Genomic DNA, 18884 nt, shown 5'->3' with positions numbered 1-18884 from the left:
CCAGATACGGGTCTCTTGCACGAAATTTTCCAACGGAATTGCACCATGGTGTCCTGTCATGCCCAAGCTTGGCGCTGAACCTATCCGAAAAGCGGCGCTGATCAACGCCGCGATTGCCACAGTGGGCCGGGCGGGCTCGCTGGACGTGACCGTGGCGCAGATTGCGCGCGAGGCGGGCATGTCCTCGGCGCTCGCGCATCACTATTTCGGCTCGAAGGAGCGGATCTTCCTGGCGGCGATGCGGCATATCCTGGCACAATACGGTGCCTCGACCCGCGCCGCGCTGCGGGGCGCGGAAACGCCGCAGGAGCGGCTCAGCGCCATCATCGCCGCCAGTTTCGACGGTGCGAATTTCGAACATGATACCATCGCCGCCTGGCTGAACTTCTATGCGCTGGCGCTGGTCGAGCCCGAGGCGGCGCGGCTGCTGCGGGTCTATCACCGCCGGCTCGCCTCGAACCTGCTGACGGCCCTGCGGCCGCTGGCCGGGGCGGGGGCCGAGCGCATCGCCCGCACGCTGGGGGCGCTGATCGACGGGCTTTACCTGCGCGCGGCGCTGTCCAACGAGGCCGATGCCGCCGCCGCCGAACGAACCACGCTGGATTATCTGGAGAAGGTGCTGCCATGAGCCATGACGCGCAACCGCAGGCGAGCCTTTACATCGACGGCGCCTTCGTCGAGGGCGAGGGCGAGTCCTTGCCGGTGCATTACCCCTATACCGGCGAGGTCATCGCGCATCTGCGCGCGGCGGCCCGCGACCAGGTGACGCGCGCCACCGCCGCCGCCGCCGCCGCGCAACCCGCCTGGGCGGCAGCTCGACCGGTCGAGCGCGGCCGGGTGCTGGTCCGGGCGGCGCAGATCATCCGCGAGCGGGCCGAGGAACTGGCGCGGCTCGAAACTCTGGATACCGGCAAGCCGATCCAGGAGACGCGGGTGGCCGACTGGCCCTCGGGCGCTGATGCATTGGAATATTTCGGCGGGCTGGCGCCGACCGTCACCGGGCAGGCGATCCCGCTGGGCGGCGATTTCGTCTATACCATCCGCGAGGCACTGGGGGTCTGCGCCGGCATCGGTGCCTGGAACTATCCCAGCCAGATCGCCTGCTGGAAGGCGGCGCCGGCCTTGGCCATGGGCAATGCCATGGTCTTCAAGCCCAGCGAGGAAACCCCGCTGGGCGCGCTGAAGCTGGCCGAGATCCTGGCCGAGGCCGGGCTGCCGCCGGGCATCTTCAACGTGGTGCAGGGGCGGGCCGAGGTCGGCGCGGCGCTGGTCACGGATCCGCGGGTCGCCAAGGTCTCGCTGACCGGCTCGGTCGCGACCGGGCAAAGGGTCTATGCCGCGGCGGCCGAGGGCATGCGGCATGTCACCATGGAACTGGGCGGCAAATCGCCGCTGATCGTCTTCGACGATGCCTCGCTGGACGATGCGGTCGGCGCGGCGATGCTGGCGAATTTCTATTCCTCGGGGCAGATCTGCTCGAACGGCACCCGTGTCTTCGTGCAGCAGGGCATCCTGCCCGCCTTCCTCGACCGGCTGGCCGAGCGGGTGGCCCGGATCAGGATCGGCGATCCGCTGGACGAGGCGACCCAGCACGGTCCCATCGTCAGCCCGGGCCAGGCGGCGAAGATCCGCGAGGCCATCGCCCGCGGCTGCGCCGAGGGCGCGCGGCTGGTCTGCGGCGGGCCGGGCGAGGGCGCCTTTGTCCCGCCCACGGTCTTTGCCGATGCCTCGGATGACATGTGGATCGTGCGCGAGGAGATCTTCGGCCCGGTCATGTCGGTGCTGGGCTTCGCGACCGAAAAGGAGGCGGTCGAGCGCGCCAATGCCTCGCCCTACGGGCTGGCGGCGGGGGTGTTCACCCGCGACCTGGCGCGCGGCCACCGGGTCGCGGCCGCCCTGCAGGCCGGCACCACCTGGATCAATGCCTATAACCTGACCCCGGTCGAGGCGCCCTTCGGCGGCGTCAAGCTGTCGGGGATCGGGCGCGAGAACTCGGCCGCGGCCATCGAGCATTATTCGCAGCTGAAATCGGTCTATGTCGGCATGGGAGGGGTCGATGCACCCTATTGATCGGCGTGGCGCCCGCGGCGCGGTGGGCATGGGTATTGGGAAAACGGAAAGAGCCGCGGCGGCGGCGCAGGGGGGGCAGGCGTGATCCCGGATTATGTGATCGTGGGCGCCGGCTCGGCCGGTTGCGCGCTGGCTTACCGGCTGGTGATGGCCGGCAAGCGGGTGGACATCGTCGAATATGGCGGCAGCGATGTCGGGCCCTTCATCCAGATGCCGGCGGCGCTGTCCTATCCGATGAACATGCGCCGCTATGACTGGGGGTTTTCGTCCGAGCCCGAGCCGCATCTGGGCGGTCGGCGGCTGGTGACGCCGCGTGGCAAGGTGGTCGGCGGCTCGTCCTCGATCAACGGCATGGTCTTCGTGCGCGGCCATGCCCGGGATTTCGACTTCTGGGCGGAAAGCGGCGCCGACGGCTGGGCCTATGCCGACGTGCTGCCCTATTTCAAGCGCATGGAGACCTCGCATGGCGCGGTCAGCGACTATCGCGGCACCGAGGGGCCGCTGCATGTGACCCGCGGCTCGCGCAAGAACCCGCTGTTCAACGCCTTTATCCGGGCCGGGCGCGAGGCCGGCTATCCGACCACCGAGGATTACAACGGCGCCCGGCAGGAGGGTTTCGGCGCCATGGAGGCGACGATCTGGGAAGGCCGGCGCTGGTCGGCCGCCAATGCCTATCTGCGCCCGGCCCAGGCGACCGGCCGGCTGCGGCTGCGCCGCGGACTGGCGCGGCGCGTGGTCTTCGAGGATGGCCGCGCGGTCGGCGTCGAGGTTCGAAATACCCGTGGCGTCAACGTGTTCCGAGCGAAACATGAGGTGATTCTTTCGGCAAGCTCGATCAACACGCCGAAGCTGCTGATGCTCTCGGGGATCGGCCCGGCGGACCATCTGCGCGAACATGGCATCGAGGTCCGGGCGGACCGGCCTGGCGTGGGCGCCAATCTCCAGGACCACCTGGAGATCTACATGCAATATACCGCGACCCAGCCGGTCACGCTTTACAAGCACTGGAACCTGTGGGGAAAGGGCTCGATCGGGGCGCAATGGCTGGCGACCGGGACGGGCCTGGGCGCCTCGAACCAGTTCGAGAGTTGCGGCTTCATCCGCTCGGCCGCGGGCGTGGAATATCCCGACATCCAGTATCACTTCCTGCCCTTGGCCGTGCGCTATGACGGCCGGGCGGCGGCCGAGGGGCATGGCTTCCAGGTCCATGTCGGGCCGATGCGCTCGAAATCGCGCGGCACGGTGCGGCTGCAATCCGCCGATCCCAAGCAGGCGCCCGAGATCCGCTTCAACTACATGTCGCACCCGGATGACTGGGCCGAGTTCCGCGCCTGCGTGCGGCTGACGCGCGAGATCTTCGCCCAGCCGGCCTTTGCCGCCTACAAGGGCCACGAGATCCAGCCCGGCGAGGGCGTCGTAAGCGACGATCAGATCGACGCCTTCGTCCGCGACCATGCCGAATCGGCCTTTCACCCCTGCGGCACGGCGCGGATGGGCGCGGTGGACGACCCCTTGGCGGTGGTGGACCCGGAACTGCGGGTGATCGGGGTCGAGGGGCTGCGCGTCGCCGACAGCTCGGTCTTTCCGCGCATCACCAATGGCAACCTGAACGCGCCCTCGATCATGACCGGCGAGAAGGCCGCCGATCATATCCTGGGCCAGGGCATGCTGGCGCCGCTGAACCTGGGCCCGGAAATGGCGCCGGATTGGCAGATCGCCCAGCGTTCCGCCTAGTTCAGGGCTTCCTCGGGGTTTTCAGCAGGTCGGCAAGCCCGGCGAAGGGCTTGCGGATCCCCTCCTCGGGCGCGGTTTCGGGGGCGTCGAGCGCCGCCCCCTCGGCGCGCGGGTAAAGCGGCAGCGCCAGGGCCAGCGCCTCGGTCATGATCGCCTCGATGTCGATGAACTGGCCCAGGGGCTCCAGATCCTCGTCGGGCATCTCGACCTCGTCGCCTTCGGGGGTGCCGGCATGGGGCGAGAAGACGCGGTGCAGGGTTTCGCGCAATTCGGTCTCGACCGGGGCCAGCGTCACCACGCAGGGCTGCACGACGCGGGCCGAAAGCGTCCCCGTCACCTCCCAGGCGTCGCTGGCCACGGCGCGGATGCGGCCGGAAAAACCCAGCCGGGGCAGGGCGATCAGCCCCAGTTCCGCCGCCAGCGCCCGGCGGGCGGGCGCGGCGGGGGCCAGCGCGAAATCGGTCGGCTGGCGCGGGTTCAGATGGGCCACCCGGAACCGGGTCTGCGGGGCTTTGGAATCGGTCATCGGAGGCCTTTCGCGGGCAAAACCGCCCTTGGTCTGGATATTCTTGAGCGTGGGGCATGAGTTTGCTAAGCCGGTCGCGCGGCGTCAACAGGCGCGTAAGAGGGCAGAGAGAAGATGAAGATTTCCCGGCGGCAGCTTATGGCTTTTGCACTGACCGCATCTCTGGGCCTTTCCGCCTGCCAGGCCACCTATCGCAACCACGGCTATATCCCGCCCCAGGAGCAATTGGCCCAAGTGGTCGTCGGCCAGACCTCGCAATCCGATCTCGAGGGGCTGATCGGCCGGCCCTCGGCGCAGGGGCTTCTGACCGGCTCGGCCTGGTATTACGTGGGGTCGCGCTGGCAGTTCTATGGCCCGCGCGAGCCGCGCGAGGTCGACCGCCAGGTGGTCGCCATCAGCTTTTCCGACAGCGGCGTGGTCAGCAATATCGAGCGCTTCGGGCTGGAGCGGGGACAGGTGGTGGTGCTGTCGCGCCGCGTGACCGATACCGGTGTGACCAGCCTGGGCCTGATCCGCCAGCTTCTGGGCAATGTCGGCCGCGTGCAGGCTGGGGATTTCCTGGGCGATTGACAGGAACCGGGCGCCCACCGGCGCCCTTTTCCGTTTCAGCCGGGTTCCGGTACGAAGCGCAGCGCCACGCCGTTGATGCAATAGCGCAGCCCCGTCGGCGGCGGACCGTCGGGAAAGACATGGCCCAGATGCGCGTCGCAGCGGTGGCAGCGCACCTCGGTGCGGATCATGCCGTGGCTGGTGTCGCGATGCTCGTCGATCTGGCCCGCCGGGCTGGGGCGGGAAAAGCTGGGCCAGCCGCAATGGCTTTCGAACTTGGCGTCGCCCTCGAACAGCCGCGCGCCGCAGCAGGTGCATTCGTAATGCCCCGGTCCCTGCGGAAAGCCCGGATGCGAGAACGGCCGCTCGGTCCCTGCCTGCCGGGTCACGCGATAGGTTTCGGGGTCCAGCTCTGCCTGCCACTCCGCGTCGCTCTTGATGATCCGTTCCGACATCTTGGCCCTTCAATCCTGCCATGCTGCTGTTACAAGATAGGCGCAGAACGGTTGTTAACAAGTCGGAGCGGGGCCGGTTCACGGGCCGGGCGGGAACGCCATGATGTTACTCAACAAGGGCCGCTACCAGGTCGGCTTTGCCGAAGGCGCAGCCGAGATCCGCGAGGCGCAGCGCCTGCGCTGGCTTTGCTTTCTGGGCCGGCGCGGCGATGGCGGGGGCGCATCGCTGCTGGATGCCGACGATTACGACGACCGTTGCAGCCATGTGCTGATTCGCGACAAGGCCGGCGGCGGGCTGGTCGCCTGCTTCCGCATGCTCACCCTGTCCGGCGGGGCCGAGATCGGCGACAGCTATTCGGCGCGCTACTATAACCTGTCGCGGCTGCGCGATTTCCGCGGCCCGATGGTCGAGATCGGCCGCTTCTGCATCCACCCGCAATGGCGCGACTCCGACATCCTACGCCTGGCCTGGGGCGCGCTGGCCCGGCATGTCGACGACGCGCGCATCGAGATGCTGTTCGGCTGCTCCAGCTTTGCCGGCACCGACATCCACGGCTACGAGGATGCCTTCGCCATGCTGCGCGAGCGGCACCTGGCGCCGAAACGCTGGCTGCCGCGGGTCAAGGCACCGCAGGTCTTTCGCTTTGCCCGCGCGCTGCGGCTGCGCCAGGCGGATCCGCGCCGGGCGATGGCGGCGATGCCGCCGCTTTTGCGCTCCTACCTCGCCATGGGGGGCTGGGTCAGCGATCATGCGGTGGTGGACCGGCAGATGGATACCTTGCATGTCTTCACCGGGCTGGAGATCGGGGCCATTCCCCCGGAACGGGCGAAACTGTTGCGCGCGGCCGGGGCGTAAGGGCGGCTTTGCATCCGCCGGCGAAACCCCCTATCTGCGCAGGCATGAGCGACAGATTCCATTTCACCGTCCAGGCCACCGACGGCCGCGCCCGCAGCGGCGTGATCCAGACGCCGCGGGGCGAGATCCGCACCCCCGCCTTCATGCCGGTGGGCACCGCCGCCACGGTCAAGGCCATGCTGCCCGAATCGGTGCGCGCCACCGGTGCCGACATCCTCTTGGGCAATACCTATCACCTGATGCTGCGGCCGGGTGCCGAGCGCATCGCCCGGCTGGGCGGGCTGCACAGGTTCATGAACTGGCCGCGGCCGATCCTGACCGATTCGGGCGGTTTCCAGGTCATGTCGCTGTCCAGCCTGCGCAAGCTGACCGAGGAAGGCGTGACCTTCTCCAGCCATGTCGACGGCTCCAAGCACCACCTCTCGCCCGAGACCAGCATGGAGATCCAGCGCCTGCTGGGCTCGGACATCGTCATGGCCTTCGACGAATGCCCGGCGCTGCCCGCCTCCGAGGAGGTGGTGGCGAAATCCATGCGCATGTCGATGCGCTGGGCGCAGCGCAGCCGCGACGCCTTCGGCGACCGGCCCGGCCACGCGCTGTTCGGCATCATGCAGGGCGGCGTCACCCGCGAGCTGCGCGAGGAATCGGCCGAGGCGCTGAAGGCGATCGGCTTCGACGGCTATGCCATCGGCGGGCTGGCCGTGGGCGAGGGGCAGGAGGCGATGTTCGGCGTGCTGGACTATGCGCCCGGCTTTCTGCCGCAGGACAGGCCGCGCTACCTGATGGGCGTGGGCAAGCCCGACGACATCGTCGGCGCGGTCCTGCGCGGCGTGGACATGATGGATTGCGTGCTGCCCTCGCGCTCGGGTCGCACGGGGCAGGCCTGGACCCGGCGCGGGCAGGTCAACATCAAGAACGCGCGCCATGCCGACGATCCGCGTCCGCTGGACGAGCATTGCACCTGCCCGGCCTGCGCCGGCTACAGCCGCGCCTATCTGCACCACGTCTTCCGCGCCGGCGAAATGATCTCGGGCATGCTGCTGACCTGGCACAACCTGCATTACTTCCAGGAACTGATGGCCGGGCTGCGTGACGCCATCGCGAGCGGCACCCTGGCCGGTTTCGTTGCCCGATTCGAGGCAATGCGGGCACAGGGCGACATCGAACCGCTCTGAAACGCCGGGTCGTGCCTTGAATTTCGGCGAACCTTCGATAATCCCCAAGGGAATCGCCGGCGGAAGGACCGCCCCCCGAAGGAACCCTATGCCCGCAAAAGCCACGAACGATCAAAAGCCCGAGATCCGCACCCTGACCACCACGGCCGAACTGGCCGAGTTCTGCGCCCTGGCCAAGGCCCAGCCCTATGTCACGCTCGACACCGAGTTCCTGCGCGAGCGGACCTATTATTCCCGGCTATGCCTGATCCAGGCGGCGTTGCCGCCGGCCTCGGCCGCGAAGGCGCCGGGCGGCTCTGCCGTGCTGATCGACCCGCTGGTCGAGGGGCTGTCGCTCGAACCGCTCTACGACCTTTTCCGCCACAAGGCGACGGTCAAGGTCTTCCACGCCGCGCGGCAGGATCTGGAGATCTTCTTCCACGACGCGGGCGTGATGCCTGACCCGCTGTTCGACACCCAGATCGCCGCCATGGTCTGCGGCTTCGGCGAGCAGGTCGGCTACGAGACGCTGGTCAAGAAGATCGCCCGCCAGCCCTTGGACAAGTCCTCGCGTTTCACCGACTGGTCGCACCGGCCGCTTTCGGATGCCCAGGCCGCCTATGCGCTGGCCGACGTGACGCATCTGCGCGCGATCTACGAGTTCCTCTCGGCCCAGCTCGACAAGACCGGGCGCGCGCCCTGGCTGGCCGAGGAGGTCGCGGTGCTGCTGGACCCCGAAACCTATATCACCCGCCCCGAGGAGGCCTGGGAGCGGGTGCGCACCCGCTCCGGCTCGCCGCGCTTCCTGGCCGTGGTGCGCGAACTCGCGCGCTTCCGCGAAAGCTTTGCCCAGGAACGCGACATCCCCCGCGCCCGCGTGTTCAAGGACGATGCGCTGATCGAGCTGGCCTCGACCAAGCCGCTCTCCGAGGCCGATCTGGCCAAGTCGCGGCTGCTTCTGCGCGACGCCCGCCGGGGCGAGATCGCAAGCGGCATCCTGGCCGCGGTCAAGGCCGGGGTCGAGGCGCGCGACCTGCCCAAGCCCGCCCCCGAGGAGCCGGGCCGTCCGGGCAATGCCGCGTTGGCGGATCTGCTGCGGGTGCTGCTGAAGGCCAAGGCCGATGCGGCCGGGGTGGCGCCGCGGCTGATCGCCTCGGCCTCGGACCTGGACGCCATTGCCTCGGGCGCACGCGACCTGCCGGCGCTGCATGGCTGGCGGGCCGAGGTCTTCGGCCGCGACGCGCTGCGGCTGGCGGCGGGCGAGATCGCGCTTTCCGCCCAGGGCGGTGCGGTCAAGGTGGTGCCGGTGGCCCCTTAATTCTCGTCCGCCTCCGCCGCTTTGCGGGCGGCGGGGCTGACCACGATCCGGACCAGATACAGCACCACCAGCGCCATGGCGGTGGCCATCAGCGCCAGGCGCAAGTCGCCGGTGCCGCAGCACAGCCCGACGGCGCCGCAAAGCCACATCGAGGCGCCGGTGGTGATGCCGCGCACATTGCCCTTGTTGATGACGATCGAGCCCGCGGCCAGGAAGGCCACGCCCGCCGTCACCGCCTCGATCAGCCGCAAGGGGTCGGTGCGCTGCTGGCCCTCGCTTGCCGGGCTGAAATCGACCAGCTCCAGCGCGACCAGCGTGAAGCAGGCCGCAGCCAAGGCGATCAGCATATGGGTGCGCAGCCCGGCGGCGCGGGATTTCACCTCGCGCTCCCAGCCGATCACCCCGCCCAGCAGAACCGCCATGGTCAGCCGCAGGGCGACCACGCCGGCGGGCAGGCTCATGGGGCGCGAGAACTCGCCCGCCAGCATGTCCAGCATATTGTCACTTTCGAGACGCTTTTTCCTCGATCCCCGAACGCCCCTCGCGCCGGTCGAGTTCATTTTCCACGTCCGCAAGCGTCACGTCGCGCGCTGCCAGCATGACCAGCAGGTGATAAAGCGTATCGGCAGCCTCGGAGATCAGCCGCTCGCGGTCGCCCTTGACCGCCTCGATGATCGCTTCGACGGCCTCCTCGCCGAATTTCTCGGCGCATTTTTCGGGGCCCTTGGCCAGCAGCCTGGCGGTCCAGCTGGTCTCGGGATCGGTGCCCCTGCGCGCCGCGATGGTCTCGGCCAGGCGGTGCAGGCCGGTCTGCGCGGGGCCGCTCATGTCAGCCGCACCGGGATGCCGGCGGCGGCCAGGTGTTCCTTGGCCTCGCGCACGGTGAAGGTGCCGAAATGAAAGATCGAGGCCGCCAGCACCGCCGAGGCATGGCCTTCCAGCACGCCCTCGGCCAGGTGCTCCAGCATCCCGACCCCGCCCGAGGCGATGACCGGCACGCTCACCGCATCGGCGACGGCGCGGGTCAGCGGGATGTTGAAGCCCGACTTGGTGCCGTCGCGGTCCATGCTGGTCAGCAGGATCTCGCCCGCGCCCTTGGCGGCGACGGTGCGGGCGAATTCCACCGCGTCGATGCCGGTCGGCTTGCGGCCGCCATGGGTGAAGATCTCCCACTTTCCCGGGGCCACGGTCTTGGCGTCGATGGCGCAGACGATGCACTGACTGCCGAAACGGTCGGCAGCCTCGGCGATCACGTCGGGGTCGGCGACGGCGGCCGAGTTGAAGCTGACCTTGTCGGCACCCGCCAGCAGCAGCGCCCGCACGTCCTGGTGGCTGCGCACGCCGCCGCCGACGGTCAGCGGCACGAAGCAGGCCTCGGCGGTGCGCGTCACCAGGTCGTACATGGTGCCGCGATTCTCATGCGTGGCATGGATGTCGAGGAAACAGATCTCGTCCGCGCCGGCGGCGTCATAGGCGCGCGCCGCCTCGACCGGGTCGCCGGCATCGATCAGATCGACGAAATTCACGCCCTTGACCACGCGGCCATCGGCGACATCCAGGCAGGGGATCACACGGGTCTTCAGCATATGCCTTGTTACCTCGCCCGCCGCGCTCAGGCCAGCGCCTTCAGCGCCGCGTGAAGGTCGATGGCGCCGTCGTAAAGCGCCCGGCCCGAGATCGCCCCGGCGATGACCCCGGTGGCGCGCAGCGCCATCAGATCCTGCATCGAGGACACCCCGCCCGAGGCGATGACCGGAATGTTGACCGCCCGCGCCAAGGCCTCGGTCGCGGCGATGTTGGGGCCGGCCATGGCGCCGTCGCGGTCGATATCGGTATAGATGATCGCGGCGACGCCGGCGTCCTCGAAGCGATGCGCCAGGTCGACGGCCATCACGTCGGTCTCCTCGGCCCAGCCGCGCGTTGCCACCCGGCCGCCGCGCGCGTCGATGCCGACCGCGATCTGGCCGGGAAAGGCCATTGCCGCCTCGCGCACCAGGCCGGGCTGCTCGACCGCCACGGTGCCCAGGATCACCCGCGCCAGGCCGCGCTTCAGCCAGGCCTCGATGGTCGCCATGTCGCGGATGCCGCCGCCCAGCTGGGCCGGCACCGCGACGGCGGCCAGGATCGCCTCGACCGCGGCGGCATTCACCGGCTTGCCGGCAAATGCGCCGTTCAGGTCGACCAGATGCAGCCATTCCGCCCCGGCATCCTGGAATGCGCGGGCCTGCGCGGCGGGGTCGGTGCCGAAGACGGTCGCCGCCTCCATGTCGCCGCGCAGCAGGCGCACGCAATTGCCGTCCTTGAGGTCGATCGCGGGATAAAGGATCATCGCATCTCTCCTGATAGCGTGGCGCCCCTTTGCCACAGGCCGCGCCGATCCGAAAGGCCCCGCGCCGGCCGCTGCGACCTCACGTCAGGCTTGATCGACGGCCCGGGGCGCGCCCATCCTGCGGCCCGGACCATAACCCTGGGGAGGGGGGAATCACCATGAGGACATTGGCTCTTGCCACGCTGCTCGCGCTTGCGGGCACCACCGCGCAGGCCCAGGGCATCGGCGGCATCTTCCAGACCCAGGCCAATGACGACGGCAATGTCGGCATGGTCGAGTTCTACGACTGCGGCGGCAAGTATTGCGGCCGGCTGGTCAGAAGCTTCGACAAGGCGGGCAAGCAGATCAAGTCGCCCCATGAGGGCAAGAACATCGTCGCCGGCATGACCGACGAGGGCGGCGGCAAGTTCTCGGGCGGCACGATCTGGGATCCCGGCGCCGACAAGACCTACAAGTCGAAGATGCAGCTCGACGGCAAGACGCTGAACGTCTCGGGCTGCGTGGCGGTGTTCTGCAAGACGCAACGCTGGATCAAGGTCAAATAGCGGTCCCGGCTTCTTTCTTGTCCAAATATCCTCGGGGGTCCGGGGGCAGACAGCCCCCGGCGCCAAGGCGGCTCAGGGGCGCCAGCGCAGGAAATTGCCGATGATGCGCAGCCCCACGGCTTGCGATTTTTCGGGATGGAACTGGGTGCCGACGATATTGTCCCGCCCGACCACCGCCGTCACCGGCCCGCCGTAATCGGCGGTGGCCAGCAGATGCGCGGGATCGGCGACGCGGAACTGCCAGCCATGCACGAAATAGGCGTGATCGCCGGTGGCGATGCCGTCCAGCAGCGGGTGCGGGCGCAGCACCCTGAGGTCGTTCCAGCCCATATGCGGCACCTTCAGTCCGGGGGCGTCGATGGCGTCGATCTCGCCGCCGATCCAGCCCAGGCCGGCCGTGTCGCGATACTCATGCCCGACCTCGGCCAGCATCTGCATGCCGACACAGATGCCCATGAAGGGCACGGCGCGGGCGATCACCGCCTCGTGCAGCGCCTCGACCATGCCGGGCACGGCGTCCAGCGCCGCCCGGCAGGCCGGAAAGGCGCCGTCGCCCGGCAGCACGATGCGCTCGGCGCGGGCCACCGTCTCGGGGTCGGAGGTCACCATCACCTCGGCCCCCGCCTCGCGTCCCATCAGCGCAAAGGCCTTCTCGGCCGAATGCAGGTTGCCGCTGTCGTAATCGACCAGCGCCACCCGCATCACAGCGCCCCCTTGGTCGAGGGCAGCACGCCGGCCATGCGCGGGTCGGGCTCGACCGCCTCGCGCAGGGCGCGGGCCACGGCCTTGAAGCTGGCCTCGGCGATGTGATGGGCGTTGAGCCCGTGCAGCCGGTCCACATGCAGGGTGATGCCGCCATGGGTCGAAAGCGCCTGGAAGAACTCGCGCACCAGCTCGGTGTCGAAGCTGCCGATCTTCTGCGCCGGGAAATCCACGTTCCACACCAGATAGGGCCGCGCAGACAGGTCCAGCGCCGCGCGCACCAGCGCATCGTCCATGGCCAGGTGGAAGGCGCCGTAGCGCCGGATGCCCCGCTTGTCGCCAAGAGCCTGGGTCAGCGCCTGGCCGATGGCGATGCCGGTATCCTCGACCGTGTGGTGGTCGTCGACATGCAGGTCGCCCTGGGCGCGCACGGCCAGGTCGATCAGCGAATGCCGGGCCAGCTGGTCCAGCATGTGGTCGAAGAACCCGACGCCGGTCCGGTTGTCGTAGCGGCCGCTGCCGTCAAGGTCCAGTTCGACCTCGATCTGCGTCTCGGCCGTCTCGCGGGTGATCTTTGCGCGGCGCATCGCGTCCTCTCCTCATGCAGGCTTGCCGCCTTATAGGGTCCGTTCCGGCGGCTGAAAAGCCGATGCGGCGCCGCAGGCCCCGGCGGGAAACCCCGCCGCCTCCCGCCCGTTCTTGTCATATGGCCGGGGCAATGCGAAAAGTGGAAGGCGAGCCCCGAGGACAAGCGACCCGAAAGGATCCTGGCCGATGAGAGATGACCTGAACCTCAGCGAAAAGCGGCTGATCGCGGCGCTGGACCGGATCGACCAGTTCCTGGACCGCGCCGCGGCCCGGCAAGCCCCGCAGCCCGTTCCGGCGGATGCGGATGCCGCCTTGCAGCTGCACGAGCTCCAGGCCGAAAACCGCCGCCTTTCGCAAGAGCTTGCCGCCCTGCACGCGCGCCAGTCCGACACGCTTTCCACCTGCGAGCAGAGGCTGGCCGAGGCGCATCGGCGCCTGGTCGAGGCGGGCGAGGAGGCCGCGCGGCTCTCGGCCGCCAACGAGGCGCTGACCGAGGCAAACCGCGCGCTGATCGCGGCGCGGCAGGGGGACGGGGCACCGGACGAGGCCCGCCGCGCGCTGGAGGCTGAGATCGAATCGCTGCGCGCCGCCCGCGCTGCCGAGGTCGCGCAGATGGGCGAGATCGTCGATGCGCTGGACCGCATGATCGAAGCCCCCGCCTCCGACGCGGGCGTTTCGGGGGATACGCCGGCGCCGGGCCCGACCGGAATGGCCGAGCATGCCGATGCGGGGCTGGACGGAGAAAGGGGCTGAACCATGGCGGAAGTGGATTTCTCGATCGGGCACAAGTCCTATACCCTGGCCTGCCAGGAGGGCGAGGAGCGGCTGCTCAAGCGCGCCGCCGGCCTGCTGGATGCCGAGGCGCGGGTGATTCTGGAGCAGGCAGGCCGGATGCCCGAGCCGCGGCTTCTGCTGCTGTCGGGGCTGATGCTGGCCGATCGGACCTCGGCGCTGGAGGATCGCCTGGCCTCGCTGGAGCGCGAACTGGCGCGGCTGAAGGCCAATCCGCAGCGCGTCGAGGTGCCGGTAGTGCCCGAAAGCCTGGGCGAGGCCATGGCCGAACTTGCCGCGCGGGCCGAGGCCTTGGCGCAGAAGGCCGAAGACCAGCTGGCGGATTGAGCGCCGGCCCCGCCGAGTGCGGAGGATATTCAGAAACGGTGAAACGGCGGGCTCGGGGCCGGGGTGCGCGCCCGTGCCCCCTTTTGGCCGGTGCGGTCCTGGCTGTATAGCGCGGGCCGACCATCCATTCAGGAGCATTCATGGAACGCCTTCTCGAACGCAGCCTTTTCGCCAGCCGCTGGATGATGGCGCCGATCTATGTCGGTCTGGCGCTGTCGCTGCTCATCCTGCTTTGGGTCTTTGCGCTGGAGCTTTGGCATCTGATCGGCATCCTGCCGGTGATGACGGTCAACGATGCGGTGCTGGGGGTGCTGGCGCTGATCGACCTGAGCCTGGCGGCGAACCTTCTGCTGATCGTGATCTTTTCCGGCTACGAGAATTTCGTCAGCCGCATGGACCTGAGCGAACACGAGGACCGGCCGGAGTGGCAGGGCGAGGTGGATTTCTCGGCGCTGAAGCTGAAGCTGGTGGCCTCGATCGTGGCGATTTCGGGCATCCACCTGCTGAAGGTGTTCATGGATGTCGGCAAATATGCCCCTGAACAGATCCGCTGGATGGTGGTGATCCACCTGGTCTTCGTGGTCTCGGGCGTGCTGCTGGCGGCGATGGACTGGATCGCGAGCCATGGCAAGACGCTGAAGAAGGCCAAGGCGTCCCAGGCCTGAACCCTTGGGCCGGCTGCGCGGCCGCATGGGTATTGGGGGAACGAAGAAGGGCAGGGCGGCGCAGGATCGGCGCTGCCCCTTGCCATGGCCGCGGATTTTTGGCCGGGCGGGCGGCGCGGACCCTTGCGACTTCGCCCGCCATGGCTATAACCCCGGACGATTTATCAGCCGCTAGCCCTGGGGACCGCCATGCCGAAAAGAACCGATATCAAATCCATCCTGATCATCGGTGCCGGTCCCATCGTCATCGGCCAGGCCTGCGAATTCGACTATTCCGGCGCCCAGGCCTGCAAGGCGCTGCGTGAAGAGGGCTACCGGGTCATCCTGGTGAACTCGAACCCCGCCACGATCATGACCGATCCCGAGATGGCGGATGCGACCTATATCGAGCCGATCACCCCCGAGGTGGTCGAGAAGATCATCGCCAAGGAGCGGCCGGACGCGCTCTTGCCGACCATGGGCGGGCAGACCGGGCTGAACACCGCACTGGCGCTGGCCGACATGGGCGTGCTGAACCGCTACGGCGTCGAGCTGATCGGCGCGCAGCGCGCCGCCATCGAGATGGCCGAGGACCGCAAGCTGTTCCGCGAGGCCATGGACCGCATCGGCCTGGAGAACCCGCGCGCCACCATCGTCGCCGCGCCCAAGCATCCGAACGGCCGCTATGACATCGCGGCCGGGGTTTCGATGGCCATGGAGGCGCTGGAGGAGATCGGCCTGCCCGCCATCATCCGCCCCGCCTTCACCCTGGGCGGCACCGGCGGCGGCGTCGCCTATAACCGCGACGATTACGAGCGCATCGTGCGCTCGGGGCTGGAGGCCTCGCCGGTGGCGCAGGTGCTGGTGGACGAGAGCCTGCTGGGCTGGAAGGAATACGAGATGGAGGTCGTGCGCGACCGCGCCGACAATGCCATCATCGTCTGTTCCATCGAGAACGTCGATCCGATGGGCGTGCATACCGGCGATTCGATCACCGTCGCCCCGGCGCTGACCCTGACCGACCGCGAATACCAGCGCATGCGCAACGGTTCCATCGCCGTGTTGCGCGAGATCGGGGTCGAGACCGGCGGCTCGAACGTGCAATGGGCGATCAATCCCAAGGACGGCCGCATGGTGGTGATCGAGATGAACCCGCGCGTGTCGCGGTCCTCGGCGCTGGCCTCGAAGGCCACCGGCTTCCCCATCGCCAAGATCGCCGCCAAGCTGGCGGTGGGCTATACGCTGGACGAGCTGGACAACGACATCACCAAGGTCACGCCGGCGAGCTTCGAGCCCTCGATCGACTATGTCGTGACCAAGATCCCGCGCTTCGCCTTCGAGAAGTTTCCCGGCTCCAAGCCCGAGCTGACCACGGCGATGAAATCGGTGGGCGAGGTCATGGCCGTCGGTCGCAGCTTCCACGAATCGCTGCAAAAGGCGCTGACCTCGATGGAGAACGGGCTGACCGGGCTCGACGAGATCGAGATCCCCGGCGCGCCCGACAAGGCGGCCATCGTCAAGGCGATCAGCCAGCAGACCCCCGACCGGCTGCGCCTGATCGCCCAGGCCATGCGCCACGGGCTTTCCGACGACGAGATCCAGCACGCGACCAGTTTCGACCCCTGGTTCCTGGCCCGGCTGCGCGAGATCGTCGATGCCGAGGCCGGGGTCCGTGCCGAGGGCCTGCCCGAGGATGCCGAGGGCCTGCGGCGGCTGAAGATGATGGGCTTTACGGATGCCCGGCTGGCGAAGCTTTCCGGCAAGGCCGAGGCCGAGGTGCGCCAGGCCCGCCGCGCCCATGACCTGCACCCGGTCTTCAAGCGCATCGACACCTGCGCGGCCGAGTTCGAGGCCCAGACCCCCTATATGTATTCGACCTACGAAGCCCCGGCGATGGGCGACGTGGAAAACGAGGCCCGGCCCAGCGACCGCAAGAAGGTGGTGATCCTGGGCGGTGGCCCGAACCGCATCGGCCAGGGCATCGAGTTCGACTATTGCTGCTGCCATGCCTGTTTCGCGCTGACCAAGGCCGGCTACGAGACGATCATGGTCAACTGCAACCCCGAGACGGTCTCGACCGATTACGACACCTCGGACCGGCTGTATTTCGAGCCGCTGACGCTGGAGCATGTGCTGGAAATCCTGGCGGTCGAGCAGGAGAACGGCACGCTGCACGGCGTCATCGTCCAGTTCGGCGGCCAGACGCCGCTGAAGCTGGCCAATGCGCTGGAGGAGGAGGGCATCCCGATCCTCGGCACCACGCCCGACGCCATCGACCTGGCCGAGGACCGCGAGCGCTTCCAGAAGCTGCTCAACGACCTGGGGCTGAAGCAGCCGATCAACGGCATCGCCCATTCCGACGCCGAGGCCATCGAGATCGCGCAGCGCATCGGCTTCCCGCTGGTCATCCGCCCGTCCTATGTGCTTGGCGGCCGCGCGATGGAGATCGTGCGCGACATGGACCAGCTCAACCGCTATATCCGCGAGGCGGTGCAGGTTTCCGGCGACAGCCCGGTGCTTCTGGACAGCTATCTCTCGGGCGCCATCGAGGTCGATGTCGATGCGCTGTCCGACGGCAAGACCGTGCATGTCGCCGGCATCATGGAGCATATCGAGGAAGCGGGCGTGCATTCCGGCGACTCGGCCTGCTCGCTGCCGCCGCATACGCTGGATGCCGAGACCATCGCCGAGCTGAAGGTCCAGACCGAGGCGATGGCCCGCGCGCTGAACGTCGTCGGGCTGATGAACGTGCAATTCGCGCTGAAGGACGGCGCGATCTATGTGCTGGAAGTGAACCCGCGCGCCTCGCGCACCGTGCCCTTCGTCGCCAAGGCCACCGACAGCGCGATTGCGTCCATCGCCGCGCGGTTGATGGCGGGCGAGCCGATGTCGAACTTCCCCGCCCGCGCGGCCTATCCCGAGGGCGTCGGCCCCGACGATCCGCTGCCCTTTGCCGATCCGCTGACGCTGGCCGATCCGAACACGCCCTGGTTCTCGGTCAAGGAGGCGGTGCTGCCCTTTGCCCGTTTCCCCGGCGTCGATACGCTGCTTGGCCCGGAAATGCGTTCGACCGGCGAGGTCATGGGCTGGGACCGCAGCTTCCCGCGCGCCTTCCTCAAGGCGCAGATGGGGGCGGGGACGCAGCTGCCCGAGGCCGGGCTGGTCTTCGTCTCGGTCCGCGATGCCGACAAGACCGCCGAACTGGCCGAAGCGGCGCGCGAGCTGACCGCCATGGGCTTCAAGCTGGTCGCGACCCGCGGCACGGCCGAGTTCCTGCGCGGTGCGGGGGTCGAGACCGAATTGGTGAACAAGGTCTATGAGGGCCGCCCGAACATCGTGGACCGGCTGAAGAACGGCGAGATCGCCATGGTGCTGAACACCACCGAGGGCGCCCAGGCCATCGCCGATTCGCGCGAGATCCGCGCGGTCGCGCTGAACGACAAGATCCCCTATTACACGACCGCCGCCGGCAGCATCGCCGCGGTCGCGGCGATCAAGTCGCGCGGCGAAGGCGAAGTCGGGGTGAGGTCGCTTCAGGCCTAGCGCCGGGATGGGGTTGTTCGGGGGCCTCATGCTGCCCCCGGTTCCCTAACACGACCGCTGCCCGGCCTTTCCGGGCAGGAGTGCCGGTGGCCACTCGGCCAGCTTGCCGAGCGGGATCATGCGCGGCTCCGCAGCACAGATGCGGGATCGCGCGTTCGTCCAGGCCGGATCGGCAGGGGTGGCAAACCTTCGGCCTGGGCATCCATTGCCTGATACGGTCGCCGCGGCCGCCCGCGCGGACGATCCGCAACCTGGCGGTTTGACAGGCCGCTGAAAAATCGCCCGAGTATCGCGACCTGGCTTTGGAAGCCGGGAAACGCGCCTCCAAATGGCCCGGAAAACCCGAATTTCCGGCCGAGTTGGGCCAGATTGGGGACCAATTCCCTCACCGAACGGGCGCAAGATCCTTTGTCGGCAACCTGTTGGAGGGGCCGTATGGACCTGCCGTCGCGGGAACGCGCAGCAGGGCCCTGGGATTTGGGATCGCAGTTTTGGCAGGGCCTGTGCACGACCGAACGCTCATCGCGGTCGCGGCGCGGCGCCTTGTCCGCCCCAGGGTTGGAAAGCCATGCTGATGAAAAGAGGAAGTGGCAGCCCGTAGGGGAGTCGAACCCCTCTTTTCAGGTTGAAAACCTGACGTCCTAACCGATAGACGAACGGGCCACTTTTTCTGTATCCGCCGGGTCTTGCCCTGCGGCGTGGGGCGGTATTTAGGTTCTCTGCCGCGGGGCTGCAAGCGGAAAAATCACATC

General features: G+C 68.4%; 20 protein-coding genes and 1 tRNA gene. 12 read left to right on the top strand and 9 right to left on the bottom strand.

Annotated features, from left to right (window positions below; translation table 11 throughout):
* Window positions 1-58 precede the first annotated feature (58 nt).
* The 3 genes from betI to betA all read left to right on the top strand — a co-directional run bounded on the left by betI (window position 59) and on the right by betA (window position 3804).
* Complete coding sequence (gene betI, locus ESD82_RS05780; RefSeq protein ID WP_024843294.1) at window positions 59-628, top strand: transcriptional regulator BetI; 570 nt, start codon at window positions 59-61, stop codon at window positions 626-628.
* Window positions 625-2070, top strand: coding sequence for a betaine-aldehyde dehydrogenase (betB, locus tag ESD82_RS05775; RefSeq protein WP_147428784.1), 1446 nt, complete (start codon window positions 625-627; stop codon window positions 2068-2070). Before betI ends, betB begins: the two co-directional genes overlap by 4 nt.
* An 81-nt stretch (window positions 2071-2151) precedes the next feature.
* Entirely contained in the window at window positions 2152-3804 is a 1653-nt protein-coding gene (betA, locus tag ESD82_RS05770; protein ID WP_036764619.1) for a choline dehydrogenase, read from the top strand.
* 1 nt (window position 3805) lies between these two features.
* On the opposite strand, the gene ESD82_RS05765 is transcribed toward betA, so the two are convergent.
* Window positions 3806-4330, bottom strand: coding sequence for a YceD family protein (locus tag ESD82_RS05765; RefSeq protein ID WP_147428785.1), 525 nt, complete (start codon window positions 4328-4330; stop codon window positions 3806-3808).
* Between the two features lie 138 nt (window positions 4331-4468).
* Between ESD82_RS05765 and ESD82_RS05760 the strand changes: the two genes are divergently transcribed.
* A complete protein-coding gene (locus tag ESD82_RS05760) occupies window positions 4469-4900 on the top strand; it encodes an outer membrane protein assembly factor BamE (protein ID WP_024843290.1) in 432 nt (143 codons plus the stop codon).
* A gap of 35 nt (window positions 4901-4935) precedes the next feature.
* Here ESD82_RS05760 and msrB read toward each other — a convergent pair whose 3' ends face one another.
* The gene (gene msrB / locus ESD82_RS05755; RefSeq protein WP_024843289.1) at window positions 4936-5334 is read right to left on the bottom strand and encodes a peptide-methionine (R)-S-oxide reductase MsrB; all 399 of its coding nucleotides are present in this window, start codon (window positions 5332-5334) and stop codon (window positions 4936-4938) included.
* Window positions 5335-5434: 100 nt separating this feature from the next.
* On the opposite strand from msrB, the gene ESD82_RS05750 reads away from it, so the two are divergent.
* The 3 genes from ESD82_RS05750 to rnd all read left to right on the top strand — a co-directional run bounded on the left by ESD82_RS05750 (window position 5435) and on the right by rnd (window position 8662).
* The gene (locus ESD82_RS05750) at window positions 5435-6190 is read left to right on the top strand and encodes a GNAT family N-acetyltransferase (protein ID WP_147428786.1); all 756 of its coding nucleotides are present in this window, start codon (window positions 5435-5437) and stop codon (window positions 6188-6190) included.
* Between the two features lie 44 nt (window positions 6191-6234).
* Entirely contained in the window at window positions 6235-7365 is a 1131-nt protein-coding gene (tgt, locus tag ESD82_RS05745; RefSeq protein ID WP_147428787.1) for a tRNA guanosine(34) transglycosylase Tgt, read from the top strand.
* A 124-nt stretch (window positions 7366-7489) separates the two neighbouring features.
* Window positions 7490-8662 (top strand): ribonuclease D, encoded by a 1173-nt coding sequence (gene rnd, locus ESD82_RS05740; RefSeq protein WP_024843286.1) that lies wholly within the window; start codon window positions 7490-7492, stop codon window positions 8660-8662.
* On the opposite strand, the gene ESD82_RS05735 is transcribed toward rnd, so the two are convergent.
* From ESD82_RS05735 to hisA, 4 genes are read right to left on the bottom strand one after another with little or no spacing between them, the layout of a single operon-like run.
* Entirely contained in the window at window positions 8659-9159 is a 501-nt protein-coding gene (locus tag ESD82_RS05735; RefSeq protein WP_147428788.1) for an MgtC/SapB family protein, read from the bottom strand. The genes rnd and ESD82_RS05735 overlap by 4 nt on opposite strands.
* Before the next feature lie 4 nt (window positions 9160-9163).
* Window positions 9164-9490, bottom strand: coding sequence for a phosphoribosyl-ATP diphosphatase (locus ESD82_RS05730; protein WP_024843284.1), 327 nt, complete (start codon window positions 9488-9490; stop codon window positions 9164-9166).
* Window positions 9487-10248, bottom strand: coding sequence for an imidazole glycerol phosphate synthase subunit HisF (gene hisF / locus ESD82_RS05725; RefSeq protein WP_147428789.1), 762 nt, complete (start codon window positions 10246-10248; stop codon window positions 9487-9489). Before hisF ends, ESD82_RS05730 begins: the two co-directional genes overlap by 4 nt.
* A gap of 26 nt (window positions 10249-10274) precedes the next feature.
* Window positions 10275-10991 (bottom strand): 1-(5-phosphoribosyl)-5-[(5-phosphoribosylamino)methylideneamino]imidazole-4-carboxamide isomerase, encoded by a 717-nt coding sequence (gene hisA, locus ESD82_RS05720; protein ID WP_024843282.1) that lies wholly within the window; start codon window positions 10989-10991, stop codon window positions 10275-10277.
* A 158-nt stretch (window positions 10992-11149) separates the two neighbouring features.
* On the opposite strand from hisA, the gene ESD82_RS05715 reads away from it, so the two are divergent.
* On the top strand, window positions 11150-11536 hold the full coding sequence (locus ESD82_RS05715; protein ID WP_024843281.1) for a DUF2147 domain-containing protein: 387 nt from the start codon (window positions 11150-11152) through the stop codon (window positions 11534-11536).
* A 72-nt stretch (window positions 11537-11608) separates the two neighbouring features.
* Here the strand turns inward: ESD82_RS05715 and hisH are convergent, their stop codons facing one another.
* Both hisH and hisB read right to left on the bottom strand, forming a co-directional pair.
* The gene (gene hisH / locus ESD82_RS05710) at window positions 11609-12238 is read right to left on the bottom strand and encodes an imidazole glycerol phosphate synthase subunit HisH (RefSeq protein WP_147428790.1); all 630 of its coding nucleotides are present in this window, start codon (window positions 12236-12238) and stop codon (window positions 11609-11611) included.
* Window positions 12238-12825 (bottom strand): imidazoleglycerol-phosphate dehydratase HisB, encoded by a 588-nt coding sequence (gene hisB / locus ESD82_RS05705; protein ID WP_024843279.1) that lies wholly within the window; start codon window positions 12823-12825, stop codon window positions 12238-12240. The genes hisH and hisB overlap by 1 nt, the downstream gene beginning before the upstream one ends.
* Before the next feature lie 187 nt (window positions 12826-13012).
* On the opposite strand from hisB, the gene ESD82_RS05700 reads away from it, so the two are divergent.
* The 4 genes from ESD82_RS05700 to carB all read left to right on the top strand — a co-directional run bounded on the left by ESD82_RS05700 (window position 13013) and on the right by carB (window position 18132).
* Entirely contained in the window at window positions 13013-13579 is a 567-nt protein-coding gene (locus ESD82_RS05700; protein ID WP_244314463.1) for a hypothetical protein, read from the top strand.
* Window positions 13580-13582: 3 nt separating this feature from the next.
* On the top strand, window positions 13583-13945 hold the full coding sequence (locus ESD82_RS05695) for a cell division protein ZapA (protein WP_024843277.1): 363 nt from the start codon (window positions 13583-13585) through the stop codon (window positions 13943-13945).
* A gap of 140 nt (window positions 13946-14085) precedes the next feature.
* Window positions 14086-14610: a TIGR00645 family protein gene (locus ESD82_RS05690; RefSeq protein ID WP_024843276.1), complete on the top strand. Its 525-nt coding sequence runs from the start codon at window positions 14086-14088 to the stop codon at window positions 14608-14610.
* 189 nt (window positions 14611-14799) lie between these two features.
* Window positions 14800-18132, top strand: coding sequence for a carbamoyl-phosphate synthase large subunit (carB, locus tag ESD82_RS05685; protein WP_147428791.1), 3333 nt, complete (start codon window positions 14800-14802; stop codon window positions 18130-18132).
* A gap of 588 nt (window positions 18133-18720) precedes the next feature.
* Here carB and ESD82_RS05680 read toward each other — a convergent pair.
* Window positions 18721-18795, bottom strand: a tRNA-Glu gene (locus tag ESD82_RS05680).
* Between the last annotated feature and the right edge of the window lie 89 nt (window positions 18796-18884).

The organism is Paracoccus pantotrophus (assembly GCF_008824185.1).
Taxonomy (GTDB): domain Bacteria; phylum Pseudomonadota; class Alphaproteobacteria; order Rhodobacterales; family Rhodobacteraceae; genus Paracoccus; species Paracoccus pantotrophus.
The sequence above is the reverse complement of the archived record's forward strand: the minus strand, read 5'-3'. Positions and strand labels throughout refer to the sequence as shown.